Source organism: Streptomyces sp. NBC_00212 (assembly GCF_045206365.1).
In the GTDB taxonomy this organism is placed as follows: Bacteria; Actinomycetota; Actinomycetes; order Streptomycetales; family Streptomycetaceae; genus Streptomyces.
The window spans coordinates 4,499,399-4,513,710 of sequence record NZ_CP108115.1; the positions used below are offsets into that span (position 1 = coordinate 4,499,399).

The window sequence follows — 14,312 nt, forward strand, 5'->3', positions numbered from 1 at the left end:
GCTCACGCACCCCCTGCGTCGGTGAAGCCGTGGTGGGCGATCTCCAGCGTCTCGGTGGCCACGCTCGGACTCGCCGGGTCGAGGCTCGGGCCCGTCCAGCGCACCGGAAGCACCTCGATGAGGCCCCACTGCGCGACGATCGAGCCGTCGGCCCGCAGCGCCGCGATCTGCGCGGTCGGCCGGGTGATGCCGGAGGCGAGCGAGGAGATCCAGGACGCCACCTTGGAGGTGTCGGCGGTCAGCGGGCGGGTCAGCCGGATCGTGGAGAACGTGACCCGGGTGGGCAGCTGCCACACGAACCCGTTGTTGCCGCCCTCCTGGCGCTGCTCCACCTCGACCTCGGACGCGAGACCGTCGCAGCCGTTGAACAGGCCGAGGTTCTGGCCGTCGATGGTCAGCTTGAAGAAGACGGTGGAGCCGGGGTCAAGGGTGGAGGGCATGGGGTGGTCTTCCGTCGGTAGGAGCTTGTGCGGGCGTGGTTACGGGCGTGTGGTGGCGGGTCAGCGGTCGCGCAGGCGGCCGATCCGTTCGCGGTCCCCGCGCAGCTCGGCGCGGAGCAGGCGCGAGAGCGGGGCGACCAGACGGCGGGCCAGCGCGTCGATGTCGGGGGCCTGTTCGTCGGCCCCCGTCGCCGACTGCGGGGCGGTGGCCGGGGCGGGTGGGGGCTGTGTGGCGGCATTCCGTTGCACGGGGGGCGCGGGCTGCCGTTGTACGGAGGGCTGCGCGGCCGGGGCGGGAGCCGGGGGCGGGGGCGGGCTGCTGCGCCGTACGGGAATGACGGGCGGCGGGGTCGGCTCCGCGGCCCGCTGTACGGAGGGTTGCGCCATGCCGCGGGGTGCCGCGGGGCGGTGCAGGGGGACGACGACCTGTCGGGTGTCGCCGGCCGTGGGGGCCGCCTGCTTGAGCGGTGCGGGTGCGGCGGCGGGGCCGGGCGTGCCGACCGTGCCGGCCGGGGTGCTCGGGGCAGTGTGGTGACGGGTGGTCAGGGGGCGGGCCGAGGCGAGTGGAGGTCCCGCAACCGGCATGCGCTGCAAGGGAGTTGGGCGGGGGAGCTGGACCTTGCGGAGAGGGGTGGGCGGGGGCGCGGGCGCCGCCGGTGCCGGTGCGGTCGGGGTTGCCGGGGCGGCCGGTTCGGCGGGAGGCGTGGCGGTGACGGCGCGCTGCACGGCGGGCTGCGCGGGGGTGGTCGCCGCGGCGGTCGGTGCGGCGGGGGTCGGCGCGATGCCCGGCGTCATGCCCGGGGACGCGCCCGGCGTCACGCCCGGGGTGATGGGGGCGCCGATGAGGGGGCGGCGGCGGGCCGTGTCCGGGGTCGGGTTCTGGACGCGGCTGACCCGGCGGACCATCGGCTTGCGCTGTACGGGGGGTGCGGCCGGGGGCGGGGGCGTGGTCCCCGCATCGGTGGGGGGAACCGATGCGGGGACGTTGGAGGGGCCGTCGGGGGCGACGGCGGGAGTGGGCGCGGGTGCGGGCGCCTTCGCGGCGGGCCGCACCACGCCGACGGGGTCGAGGTGGTGGGAGGGCCGCACCGGGCGGGGCGCGGAGGTGAGCGAACGCTGGGCGGGCGCGGTCGCCGCACGCTGAACCGGCATGGGGTTCCGGGGTGCCGCTGCCGGGCCGGGGCGGCTCGGCGTGGCCGTAACTACCCGCTGTACCAAGGGAGTTGGCCCGGCTGCGGTAAAGGGGGTTTCCGCCGAGCGGGGTCCCGTCGGGCCGGACGGGGGTACGGCGACACCCCGAGTCGCCCCGGGCGCGCCCTGGGCGGGGTTGCCCGCCGGGGCACCCGGAGAGCCAACGGCCCGCTGCGTGGCGGGAGTTGAGACCGGACCGGCCGTCGTACGGGACTGCTCCACCGCCTCGCGCGAAGGCACGGCAGCCCGCTGCACGACGGGTTGGGCCTGAGCGGAAGACCGCACCGCCGGGGGTGCCTGCCGGACGCCGGGGGCGATCGGGGCGGGGCTGTTGGCGGCGCGCTGGATCGGGGGGCCGATGGGGGTGGCCGGGACGGGCTTGTCCGGGCGAGGGCGCGTCGGGGCGGCGGGGGCCGAGGGCGCCGCCGGGGTGGGCGTGGCTCGCTGTACCGGGGGCGTGGGGGCGGTGCCGGGGCTGTCCGTCGCCGACGGGCTGGGCGGGGTTGCCGTTGCCCGGCCGGGCTTGGGTGTTTCGCCGCGTACGGGCATGGCGGGAGGCGCCTCGGACTCGGGCGGGTTCACTGGCACAACTGCCCTCTGCGCGGGGGCGGTTGTGTCGGGGGTGGCCTTGCTGGCCGGTGCCGGTGCCATGGCGGGGTTGTTGGTTGTGGGGTGCTTGGGCGCGACCGCTCGCTGCACGGCGGGGGTCGGCGCGGGCGTACCCGAGGTTGCCGGACTCGGCGTTGCACCCGGGGTGCTTGTGGTGCTGCGCACGGGCATGGCGGGGGGTGCGGTGGGCTCGGCCGCGGTTGCGCGCTGTACAGGGGTTGCAGGTGCTGCGGGTGCCGCACTCGGGGCAGCCGGGCTTGGCGGCATCGAACCAGCCGCAGGCTTAACTGCTCGCTGCACGGCAGGAGTCGAGCCGGGTGCAGGCGAGGGAGCGGGTTCCGGCGAGCGGGTTTCGTCGTGCCCACCCTTCCCCAAGGTCTCGGCTTCGCTCGACCGGGGGAGACCCCAATCGCCCTGCGGAACATCTGCCCGCAACGGGGGTGGGGTCTGGCGGGGTCGTGCCGACTGCACGGGGCGGGCCGCACTGGGGGCAGACGGGCTCGCCGGCCCGGAACCGGCCGCAGGCTTGGTGGCACGCTGCACGGCGGGAGGCGCACTCGGCGTCGCCGAGCCCGTCGGCGCTGAACCAGAAGCGGGCGTAACTGCCCTCTGGGCAGCGTCAGTTGAGCCGGAGACAGCGGGACGCGGAGTCGCAGCGGCGTTGTCCGCCGACGCGCGCGGAGGCGTGGCGGCACGCTGCACGGCGGGAGCGGCACTCGCAGGAGACGCGGCAGCCGGTCCCGGAGCCGCGCCCGGGTTGTTCCCCGAGCCGGCCGCCGGCTTGGCAGCCTTCTGCGCAGCCGGAGTGGCCCCGGGTGCAGCCGGGCTCGTCGCAGGCTTAACTACCCGCTGCACAGCGGGAGTTGACTTAGCCGGAGTCGGGCCAGACGCCCCCGGCGTCGTACCCGGCCCGCTCGCGGGAGCAGTCGCCCGCTGTACTGGACCCGCAGCCGGGGTCGACGCAGACGCCGACGGCCGAACCGGGGCGGGGGCCGATGCGGAGGCCGCCCGCTGCACTGGGGCCACAGTCGGCGCAGCGCCAGGCGCAGCCGGGCTCGTCGTATGCCTAACTGCCCGCTGCACGGCGGGAGTTGATCCTGCCGGAGCTGGGCCAGCTGCCTCCGGTACCGTACCCGGCCCGCTCGCAGGAGCAGCCGCCCGCTGTGCCGGAGCCGCAGGCGAGGTCGGCGCAGAAGCCGCTCGCTGCACCGGAGCCGCGGCCGGGGTCGACGCAGACCCCGACGGCTGAACTGCGGCGGGGGCCGATGCGGAGGCCGCTCGCTGCGCCGGGGCCGCGGCTGGGCTCGATGCAGACGCCGCTCGCTGCACCGGACGCGCAGCCGATGCAGAAGCCGACCCCTGAGCCGCAGCCGGGGCCGATGCAGAAGCCGACCCCTGAGCCGCAGCCGGGGCCGATGCAGAAGCCGACCCTTGAGCCGGAGCCGGAGCCGGAGCCGGGGGTGACGCAGAAGCCGACCTCTGAAGCGGGGGCGGAGCCGACGCGGAACCCGCGTCCTCCGCGCCCGCCGCCGGAACCCTCCCCGCCACCGGCAGCCGCAGCAGCGGAAGCGGAAGGGGTGACGGTGAACCCGTCACCGGGGTCAGCGCGTTGTGGAGGACTCCGTGCGGGGCCGTCGGGGAGACCGCGTGGGTCAGGGGGCGGACCACCGAGAGGTCCTGGTGGGCGGCCAGGGTGGCGCCGAAGGACCGCTCCGCCGTGAGGCGGGGGGCGGTCAGGGCGCGCTGCATCGGGGGCGCGGCGGCCCAGCCCCCGTCGCCCCGGGCGGGGGTGGGGGAGGGCTCAGGGGTCGCGGGGGCGGGGGCCGAAACCCCTTCGCTTCCCGCCGGCCGGTTACGCCGGCGCTTGAACAGGCCCATCCCCCGTCACCGCTCCCCTTCGCCTTGTTCCACCAGTGCCGCCACCCGCCGTACGTACGCCCGCCGGTCCGCATGCTCCAGGTCGAGGATGGAGTCCATGTCCCAGTGGAAGTGGTAGGCCAGGTACGCGGTCTCCTCCTCGATCCGGTCGGCCGCGTACGTCACGATTCCCCCAGGCGGCTCCCGGCCAGCTCGACCTCGAAGGACTGCTCGCAGTGCGGGCAGGCCACGGCCGCACGGGTGTGGCCCTCGGCGTTGATCTGCCGGTAGAAGTCCTGGAGGAAGGCCAGGTCGGAGGCGAACATGTTCTCCACCGTGCCGTCGTGGACGTCACCGAGCGTGCCGAGCCGGGTGATGACCCGGCCGAGCAGGACCACCGACAGGTACGCCGGGTTCTCGCGAACCCGTACGTCCCGCAGCGGGACCAGCTCGTCGCGGGCCGTGGCGAGCCGCATCGCGCCGCGCCGGTGCACGGTGCCCGACTCGTCGACGTACCCGCGCGGCAGCTCGAACTCGAACTCGGTGCGCAGGGTCTCCCGCGCGCCGGACGCGGCCGGGGTGTCCACCCCGGGCGCGCCGGCAATTCCAGGACCTTCGCGGCGCATTACTCGATGACCAGCTCTTCGAAGGTGATGGAGACCTGCTCGGTCATGGCCTGGGCGTCGCCGGCCTTGACCGAGCTGATCTCGACCTTGTTGCACCAGGCGTTGCGCAGGTGGTAGCGCTTCACCGGGTTGTCCATGTAGTCCATCATGATGATGGAGGCGTTCTTGCGGGCCGAGCCCATGTTCCCGTCGATGGACTGCTTGATCCACTCGGAGAACGTGGCGGACTGCGTGGCGCCGCGGGTCACCGTGCACTCACCGGCCTTCTTGACGCCGGGCAGCTTCTTGATGACCGGCTTGCCGTCGGCCGAGACCTGCTGGTACTCGATGACGTCCTGCTCCATGGAGAGGCTGCTGACCTCCTGCAGGTACTCGACCATGATGCCGTCGATCTGCAGGCCGAAGTTGTGTGTGGTGAGCGCATCACCGGGCTGAAGCGACATGCTGGGTTACTCCTGTTCGTGCGGAAACGGCGGGTACGTACGCGAGTTGGAGCAGATCTGCTACTCCTCCAGCTCGCCGCCGCCGCCCGAGAACTGGGCGAGCCGGAACACGACGAACTCGGCGGGCTTGACGGGTGCGATGCCGATCTCGCAGACCACGCGGCCGAGGTCGACCGACTCCACCGGGTTGGTCTCCTCGTCGCACTTCACGTAGAAGGCGTCCTCGGGGCGCTGGCCGAACAGGGCGCCGTTGCGCCACTCGTTGACCAGGAAGGCGGAGATGTTGCGGCGGATCCGGGCCCACAGCGCCTGGTCGTTCGGCTCGAACACGACCCACTGGGTGCCGATCAGGATCGACTCTTCCAGGTAGTTGAAGTACCGGCGCACGTTCAGGTAGCGCCAGGCCGGGTCGGAGGCCAGCGTGCGGGCGCCCCAGACGCGGATGCCGCGGCCCGGGAAGGCGCGGATGCAGTTGACGCCGACCGGGTTCAGGAGGTCCTGCTCGCCGCGGGTGATCTGGAGTTCCAGGTCGACGGCGCCGCGCACGATCTCGTTCGCGGGAGCCTTGTGGACGCCGCGCTCGGCGTCGTTGCGGGCCCAGATGCCGGCCATGTGCCCGGACGGCGGCACGATCTTGGTCTGGCCGGTGGAGGGGTCGAAGGACTTGATCCACGGGTAGTAGAGGGCGGCGTACCGGGAGTCGTAACCGGCGCCCTCCATCCGCCACTTGCGGATGTCGCGGGCGTTGAGCCCGGGCGGCGGGTCGAGGATGGCCATCCGGTCGCCCATCAGCTCGCAGTGCGCGACCAGGCCCAGCTGGACGGCCTTGACCTGCTCCAGGTCGATCAGGCCCTGCTGGTAGGCGGCCATCAGGTCGGGCACCGCGACCATGTTGATCTCGTCGAGGGCCTCCAGGCCGCCGAAGCCGGTGCGGTCGGCGGAGTCGCCGATGAACTGGCCGGACTCGACCCGGGCGAGGGCGCCACCGGTCGCGGCGGGGGCGGGCGCGGCGGCCGGCGGGGCCAGGGTGACGGCCTGCGCGTCCGGCTTGGCCAGCTGGCCACCGGCCACGGCCTCCTCGACGGTGATCGTCTTGGAGCGCTGCTTGACCTGCGTGACGACGAAGTTGCGCGCCGACTTCTTCGCGCTGACGTCGAAGTTCTCGACGACGGTGTCGCCGTCCTTGACGACCAGCTTGAAGCGGTCCGCGTCCTTCTCGTCGGCGTCCTGCACCTCGACGGTCAGCGCGCCGCCGGTGGCGCCCGCCGTGATCGCGGAGACCTTGAACGTGCCGAGCGCCACGGCCTCACCGGCGGTGATCGCCTGCGGCGCGGCGGCGGCCGCGGCCTGCGGGGCGGCCTGCCCGGCGCCGTTCTCGGAGCCGCCGACGCGCACGACGTAGGCGGCCGTACCGCCGTTGTTGAAGAAGCCGTAGACGGAGTGCGCCAGGTAGTACCCGTCCGTGAACTCGCCGAACTCGGCGACGTACTGGGACCAGTTCGTCACCAGCGTCGGCTCGTTCAGCGGCCCCACGGGCGCGAGCCCGACGAAGGCGGCCACCGAGGTGCCGACCCCTTCGATGGGGCGGGATCCGCTGGCGACTTCCTCGACGTAGACGCCGGGGGACAGGTAGTTGGGCACGGGAAGCTGCTCCTTGTTACTGGGGTACGGAGGGTGCGGGCCAGCGCCCGAAGACTTTGGGGCCCAGCTGAGCGCGGGGCGGACGGCTCACTCCGAATCCGAGCTGCACGCGGTTGTCCCGCCCCCCGAAACGCTGCTACCGGCCAATTACCCCTCAAGCCTCGCGCGGCGGGGCCCGCGCGGGGAGGGGAGAAGGTGCGTGGACGAGGGCAGCGCAAGGTGCCCTTCCGGTCATCGGCGCGGGATCTCCCGGCCGGATCGGGTACGGCAGGCGCCGTACCCGGGCCCGGGGCCCGAACGCGGAAGGTCCGGAAGGGGACGGGTCAGGCGTCGTCCTCGTCCTCGGAGAGCGGGACCGATCCCGGCGGCGGGCAGGGCCGGCCGGTGCTCAGCCGGTTCGCCTCGCGCACCTTCTCCAACAGTTCCTCCCTCCGCCGGGCGTCCTCGGCCGCCTGCTGTTCCGCACTGCTGTCACCCATGGCGCGCACCCCCTAGGCACGTAATGCCGACTCCCGTCCACGTCGCCCCGGTCCGTGATGGTGCAGTAGCTGTCCGTACTCCCAGCAGCGTGCTCCCCCGACGTGCGGCCTGAACAGTGGGCGCGGGTCTCCAAATCCCGGCCGACCCCGACAGCTCCTACGAACGGGTGGTCCTCAGGGCCCGGCCGGCGGGCGGCCGACCCGCAGCGTCATGGGGTTGTTGAAGTAGCCCGAGGCCGCCTGCTGCTCGTGGAAGCTCTCGCCGGGGCCGCCGCCGTAGACGCGGAAGAACCAGGAGCGGCAGGTGTGGTCCTCGAAGTCGTTCTGCAGCTGGATGCGCGGCAGGCCCCTGTTCCTCTTGACGGCGGGGTCCTTGACCAGGGCGGCCAGCACGTCGTCGAACTTCGTCTTGAAGGCCTGCTGGTCGTCGCTCTCCAGGAGCGGCTTGAGCCGGCTGAACCAGCCGCTCTCCTTCTTGGCCCGCTCGTAGAGGAGCTCGTACAGCTCCGAGCGGGCCTTGGCGTCGAACTCGTTGCGCGCGTAGTTCTCCAGGGTCACCTGGCAGGTGCCGTCGAGGGAGCGTGCGACGACCGCCGCGAAGTGGTAGCCCCAGACGTTCTCGCCGCGGTCCACGGCGGGCGACACCGAGTGGTCGCGGCCGTCCTCGGCCAGCATGCTGAAGATCCCGAAGCCCTCGCCGGGGCCGGGGGACGCGTACTTGTTGATGCCGAGGCGGGCCTCGGTGGCATCCCGGCCGCCGCCGCGGGTGGCCTCGCCGTAGCTGCGGCCGAGGTCCTGGAGCGGGGCCGTCTCGCCCCGGGCGGCGGTGACCGCGCCGTCGACGCCGAGGGTGTTGGCGGTGTCCTGCGCGACCGCGCCCGCAAGGCGGTTCGCGCGGGCGTCGCTGTCGGAGTTGGGGGTGAGCAGGAAGCCCCCGGCGCCCCCGCCGAGTACTGCCTGGGCCCGCTTCGAGTGCTCGGAGCCGATCAGGGAGCACGCCACCGAGATGCAGGTGGAGCGCAACAGCGAGACGAACGGCCCCAGTTGGCTCGCGGGCGTGGCGTCCTTGACGACGGTGGGCTGGACGCGGAGCAGCCGGTGCGCGCCGACGCCGATGCTGCGGCCCCCGGTGACCAGCTCGACGGTGCTGCCGACCGCGCGCAGCGCCGTGTTGGCGGTGTCGACGACGGCCTGCACCGCGTAGAACTCCTTGGGTTCGTCCACCCCGTGCACGGCGAGCGTGCCGTCGTCGGCCACCCGGAGCGGGGCGTTGGCGGGGCCGACCTCGGAGAGCTCGTAGCGCAGCCGCTCCCGGATGTCGCGCGGTTCACCGCCGCCGCCCCTCGCGACCACCGGTTCGGGGCCCTGCGAGACGAAGTACGGCCCGCGCTCGCCGGGTTGGGGCGTCGCGTCGTACGTGCCGCCGGCCCGGTCGGTGATCCGCTGGACGGACGCGGCCTCCCGGTCTCGTTCGGCGGCCGGAGCGAACAGCTGGGCCACCGCAGCGTTCCCGGCGGTGCGGTGGAGCCGGGCGAGTGCGGATTCGCGCCGCGTCGAGCCGGCCGCCGGGGCACCCGGGCGTCGCTCGGCCTGCTGTTCCTGCGTGACCCGCACGATAGGTGCACTCCCCTCGTTCGCCGGCTCGCGATTCTTGACGCCTCCGATACGGAACGCAGGAGGCGCAAGGCCCGTCTTGGGGGCAGGGAGGGTGCCCTTTCGACCGGTTACCCACGGGATACAGGGGCCAGTTCAAGCCAACTCCTTGTGCGATACATATGGTGATGCGGGCCGGTCGGAGGCCCTGGCGTAGCGTTTCGGTGGACCGGAAGAACAAGATCCAGTGGGCCGGAAGGGCAATCGTCGGGGGACGAATCGGCCGGGCGAGTTGAGAGGAAGAGGCGGCGGCGCGTGACGGAATCCGGCGGAACGGGCGACGGTGGCACAACCGGCGGCATAGGCGGCACGGCGACTGGGCTGCGGTTCCGGATGCTCGGGCCCGTCGAGGGCGACCTCGGCGGCCGGCCCCTGCGGCTCGGACCGCCCCAGCAGCGGGCCCTGCTCGCCGTGCTGCTCCTTCGCGCGGGCCGGCCCGTGTCCATGCCGGAGCTCCTCGACGCGATCTGGGGCGAACGGCTGCCCCCGCGCGGGGTCGGCACCCTGCGCACGTACGTGTCGCGGCTGCGCACCCTGCTTGAACCGTCCCGCCCCGCCCGCACCCCGGCCAGGCTCCTGGTGTCGGCCGACGACGGATACGCCCTGCGGGTGCCGTCCAGCGCGCTCGACACCGCCGTCTTCGAGGCGCGCCTGGCCGAGGGCGCCCGGCTGCGCGGCGCGGGCGACACCGCGGCCGCCCACCGCGAACTGACCGGCGCGCTCGCCCTGTGGGGCGGCACCCCCCTCGCGGGCCTGCCCGGCCCGCACGCAGAGCGCGAGCGCGACCGCCTCACCGAACTGTGGCTGTCCGCCCGGGAGGACCACTTCCACGGCGCCCTCGCCCTGGACCGCCACGTGGCGACGATCGCCTCGCTCCGGGCCTTCGCGGCGGAACACCCCCTACGCGAACGAACCCAGGCCCTGCTGATGCTGGCCCTCCACAGAGCGGGCCGCCAGGCAGACGCGTTCGCGGTCTACGAGACCACCCGCCGAACCCTGGACACAGAACTGGGCGTCCCCCCGGGCCCCGAACTGACAGCCCTGCACACGAGGTTGCTTACCCGGCCTATGCAGGAGTCCCGGCCGGTTGAGGAACCTCGTCGGGCAGCGCAGAAGCCCCTGCCGGTGGTACCCGCCTCGCGTCCCGCTGCGGACAACCGTTCCGCTTCCCTCCACGCTGTGGGCAGTCGTTCCGCAGGGCGATTGGGGTCTCCCCTGGTCGAGCGAAGCCGAGACCTCGGGGAAGGGTGGGCACAGCGAACCCCGCCCGCCGGAACCCCGCTCACCGCCCCCACCCCGCCGCAGTCGACCCTCGCAACCGACCCCGCGCAACGGGGCACCCCGCCCACCCCCGAGCGCCCGGCCACCCGCACTCGCCCCGCCCAACTCCCGCCCCCCATAGGCGACTTCACAGGAAGAGCAGCCCCGCTGAAGGAGCTGACCACCCTCCTGCGGGAGGCCGGGGAAGCCCAGGCCATGGGCGTGGCCGTCCTCACCGGCCTGGGCGGCGCGGGCAAAACCGCCCTGGCCATAACCGCCGCCCACCGCACCCGCAGAGCCTTCCCCGACGGCCAGCTCTACGCGGACCTCCGCGGCAACGACCCGGACCCCGCGGACAGCGCGGACGTCCTGACCCACTTGCTCCGAGCGATGGGCGTACCCGAGGGCGCGATCCCCGACGACGCCGGCCAGCGCGGAGCGCTCTACCGCTCCCTGCTCGCGGGCAAGCGCGTACTCGTCCTCCTGGACAACGCCCACGACACCGCCCAGATTCGCCCCCTCCTCCCCGGCACCCCGGGCAGCGCGGTCCTGGTCACCAGCCGCACCCGCATCGTCGGCCTCCCCGGAGCCCGCCTCCTCGACGTGGAGGCGATGACCGAGCAGGACGCGCTGGCCATGCTGGAGACGATCGTGGGCGGCGAGCGCGTACAGGCCGAGCCGGAAGCGGCCCGCCAACTCGTCGCCTCTTGCGGCCGGTTGCCGCTCGCCGTGCGCATCGCCGCCGCCCGCCTCACCGCCCGCTCCGACTGGGCCCTGGCCGACCTGACGGCCCGGCTGCGCGACGAGCGGCACCGCCTGGACGAGCTGGAGGCCGACGGCCTCGGCGTGGACGCCGCCTTCCGGCTCAGCTACGAAGGACTGGACGCGGCCGCCGCCCGCGCCTTCCGCCTGGCGTCGGCCGCCGCCGTGCCCGTCTTCGGCCGGGCCACCGCGGCCGCGCTGCTCGGCGTCGACGAGTACACGGCCGAGGACGCCCTGGAGGCACTGGTCGACGCCGGTCTCATCGAGGCCTGCGGAGTCGACCGCTACCGCTTCCACGACCTCGTACGGATCTTCGCCCGCCGCGTCCTCGACGACTCGCCGGACGCGGCCGAGCGGCCCGCCGCCCAGCGCAGGCTGCTCGACCACGTCCTGGCCACCGTCCGCAACGCCATCCGCCGGCTGCGCCCGCTCAGCGGCGTCCCCGATCTGCTGTACGCGCCGCAGGCGCCCGGGTACCGGCCGGCGGACGCCGAGGCGGCCCGGGCCTGGCTCCAGGAGTCGCACCAGCTGATCCGGGCCACCGCCGAGCAGGCGCTCGGCAAGGGCCCCTGGGAGGACCTGGGGGCGGCGGCGGTGCGGCCCGCCGTCGACCTCCTGACCGGCTGGGCCCACCTCGTCCTCGGCACCGCGCGGCGCCGCGAACTGGGCGGCCCGGCCCGCCTCGCCCTGTCCGTGGCGCACTGCCACGGCGACTCCCGCTCGGCGGGCCGCGCGCTGCGCCTGATCGCCGCCGTGCCGCAGCAGGGCGCCGACACCTACCGGCGCATCGAACGCACCCTGCGCCAGGCCCTGCGGTTCGCGGCGCTTGCGAGCGATCCGCTCACCGAGTCGGAGGCCGCGCACGAACTCGCCATGATCCTGGCCGCGATGGGCCGCCCCGCCGAGGCGCTGCCCCTGTTCGAGCAGGCGTACGCGCGCTTCGTCGAGCTGGAGAGCCGGGGCGACGCGGTGCGCGTCCTCGCCCATGTCGTACGCGCCCACATGCTGCTCGGCCACAAGGAGCGCGCCGAGTCAGCGGCCGATGAAGTACTGCGCACCGCAAGGGAGTTGGGCGACCGGGGTACGCTCGGGCATGTGCTGTACCAGATCGGCTGCGCACTGCTCGCGGGCGGCCGTCCGGTACGGGCCGCAGCCCATCTGCGGGAGTCGCGCCAGCACCACCAGTGGGTCGGCGACCTGCGCTGGGAGGCGCTCGCCTGGGCGCGGCTCGCGCACTGCGCGCTGGCCCGGGAGCGGCCTGGGGAGGCCGCGGCCTGTGCGACGCAGGCGCTGTCCATCGAGGGCGACCTCGGCGACCCGTTCTGCCGCGGCCTCGCGCTCGCGGCACGCGGCCGGGCGCTGCTCACGCTCGGCGAGACACCGGCGCTCTCCGCGCTGGCCTCGCTGCGCACCGCGCACCGGCTGCTCAGCGCGCGCGGCGCGGCGGAGGCCGACGAGCTGACGTCGCTCCTGTGGACCGCGCCCACGGCGGCGAGGCAGCCGACCGGCCCGCCGGACAGCCCGGCCGAGGGGGCTCCGAGTGCAGCCAGGGCTGCCCTCTGCCAGAGCCTTTTGGGCAGGGGGTAGCCCGGCGCGCCCCCTAGCCTTCGATCATGACCATGTGGACGTCTCTGGACCCGGCCGCCGTCGCCGTCGATCCCGGTGGGCGGGCCACCGCACGGCTGCGGGTACGCAACACCGGGGACACGGTCGAGGAATACCGCCTCTCGGTGGTCGGCACCCCCGCGGGCTGGGCCCGCGTGGAACCCGACACCCTGCGCCTCTACCCCGGCAGCGAGGGCACCGCGGAGATCTCCTTCGCGCCGCCCCGCACGTCCGACGCCCTGGCGGGCCCGGCCGCGTACGGCATCCGCGTGGAGCCCCGCGAGCACCCCGACCTGCGGGACGTGCTCGAAGGGCAGGTCACGGTCGCGCCCTTCACCGAAGTGCGCGCCGAACTGCTGCCGCCGAGCCTGGTGGGCCGGTTCCGCGGGCGGGCCTCGGTGGCTGTCGACAACCTCGGCAACACTCCGCTCACGGCGTCACTGACCCTGCGCGACGAGACCAACCGGCTCACCTACGACATGACGCCGAACTCGGTGCAGATCGCGCCGGGCCGTGCCGCGTTCGCGAAGCTCAACGTCCGCCCGCAGCACGTCCGTTGGACGGGCAGGCCCGAGCAGCACCGCATCACGGTCGCGGTACGCCGCTCCGGCGACGACACCGGTCTCGAACTCGTCGGCATCTTCGACCAGCGTCCGGTGCTGCCGCGCTGGCTGATGGTCGTGGGCAGCGCGATGGTCACGGCGGCCGTCGCGTTCGTGGTGCTGTGGCTGGCCTTCCAGCCGAAGGTCAACACCGCGTCGGGCGAGCTGCAGGCCGGGTCCAGCGCGCAGCCGGTGCCGCAGGGCGCCGAGTCCCCGCTGCCGTCCGCCCCTCCGTCCGCACCGCCGCCGCCCCCGGTGAACGCGCCGAACCCGGCCGGTGACGGCTCGGGAGGCGGCGGTGGTGGTGGCGGTGGCGGGGACAACGCCGCGCCCGACGGCGGCCCGCCCGTCGTCCCCGCGCCCCCGAAGGCGCCGCCCGCATCGAAGGCGAACGCCAAGTCGGGCCCGGTCTGGGAGAAGGGCTTCAAGCCGGACGACATCGTCACGTTCGCGCAGTACCGCCTGGCCACCCTCGGCAACAGCAACCCCTGCGAGCTGAAGGCCGGGTGGACCGCCGGGGTCATCGACCAGCTCACCGAAAACTCGCTGCGCTGCTATCAGGCTGCCGTCATGCGGGACAAGAACAGCAGCCGCCAGCTGACGCTCACCGACAAGACGCCCGGCACTCTGGGCCGAGCCACTCTCACCTCGCTGTGGGCGCAGGGCATCAGGGTGGAAGACGTGAAGAGCGGCGCGAACAACTTCCAGGTCACGAAGTTGACCGCGGCGCTGTGGTGGGCCACCCAGTCCTCCATCTCGGACGACGACCTCACCCGCGACCGGTACTACGCCAACAAGGGCATCGAGTACTTCCGGGCCGCGCAGAAGGGCGGCATGCTGATGAAGTCGGACGCCGATCTCGCGAAGGGGATCAAGGCGTACCAGGCGTCCGTCAACCTCCCGCAGACCGGTGTCGCCGACGCGCAGACCATCAACTGGCTGATCGGCGGCGCGGTCAGGGACACCGGCAAGCCGGGCCGTTAGCGCGGGCGTTAGCGGGCGTTAGGCGCTGCTGATCGCGGCCTGACAGGCTGCTCGCATCCACAGACTCCCGGGCGGTTGTTCCCCCGCAACCGCCCGGGTTCCATCCTCGGGCAGGCCCCCCGCCGGGGCCGCCCGACCGGGGGGGATGGCCGCTCGGGCA

At 74.0% G+C, this 14,312-nt stretch carries 10 protein-coding genes; 2 read left to right on the plus strand and 8 right to left on the minus strand.

Annotated features, from left to right (window positions below):
- Window positions 1-2: 2 nt before the first annotated feature.
- The 8 genes from OHA17_RS20670 to OHA17_RS20705 form a co-directional block, all read right to left on the minus strand.
- Window positions 3-440, minus strand: a complete 438-nt coding sequence (locus OHA17_RS20670; protein WP_053724988.1) for a phage tail protein — start codon at window positions 438-440, stop codon at window positions 3-5.
- Window positions 441-500: 60 nt separating this feature from the next.
- Window positions 501-1,592, minus strand: a complete 1,092-nt coding sequence (locus OHA17_RS20675; RefSeq protein ID WP_406507814.1) for a hypothetical protein — start codon at window positions 1,590-1,592, stop codon at window positions 501-503.
- A gap of 2,532 nt (window positions 1,593-4,124) precedes the next feature.
- A complete protein-coding gene (locus tag OHA17_RS20680) occupies window positions 4,125-4,283 on the minus strand; it encodes a DUF6760 family protein (RefSeq protein ID WP_162952566.1) in 159 nt (52 codons plus the stop codon).
- Window positions 4,280-4,723, minus strand: a complete 444-nt coding sequence (locus OHA17_RS20685) for a hypothetical protein (protein WP_398874556.1) — start codon at window positions 4,721-4,723, stop codon at window positions 4,280-4,282. Before OHA17_RS20685 ends, OHA17_RS20680 begins: the two co-directional genes overlap by 4 nt.
- Entirely contained in the window at window positions 4,723-5,166 is a 444-nt protein-coding gene (locus OHA17_RS20690) for a phage tail protein (RefSeq protein ID WP_406507815.1), read from the minus strand. Before OHA17_RS20690 ends, OHA17_RS20685 begins: the two co-directional genes overlap by 1 nt.
- Before the next feature lie 60 nt (window positions 5,167-5,226).
- Window positions 5,227-6,807, minus strand: coding sequence for a phage tail sheath family protein (locus tag OHA17_RS20695; protein ID WP_406507816.1), 1,581 nt, complete (start codon window positions 6,805-6,807; stop codon window positions 5,227-5,229).
- A 323-nt stretch (window positions 6,808-7,130) separates the two neighbouring features.
- A complete protein-coding gene (locus tag OHA17_RS20700) occupies window positions 7,131-7,286 on the minus strand; it encodes a hypothetical protein (protein ID WP_159047681.1) in 156 nt (51 codons plus the stop codon).
- 174 nt (window positions 7,287-7,460) lie between these two features.
- On the minus strand, window positions 7,461-8,900 hold the full coding sequence (locus tag OHA17_RS20705) for a hypothetical protein (protein ID WP_406507817.1): 1,440 nt from the start codon (window positions 8,898-8,900) through the stop codon (window positions 7,461-7,463).
- A 294-nt stretch (window positions 8,901-9,194) separates the two neighbouring features.
- Here OHA17_RS20705 and OHA17_RS20710 point away from each other — a divergent pair, with 294 nt between their 5' ends.
- A complete protein-coding gene (locus tag OHA17_RS20710) occupies window positions 9,195-12,548 on the plus strand; it encodes an AfsR/SARP family transcriptional regulator (RefSeq protein WP_406507818.1) in 3,354 nt (1,117 codons plus the stop codon).
- A 26-nt stretch (window positions 12,549-12,574) separates the two neighbouring features.
- Entirely contained in the window at window positions 12,575-14,152 is a 1,578-nt protein-coding gene (locus OHA17_RS20715; RefSeq protein ID WP_406507819.1) for a peptidoglycan-binding protein, read from the plus strand.
- Window positions 14,153-14,312: the final 160 nt, after the last annotated feature.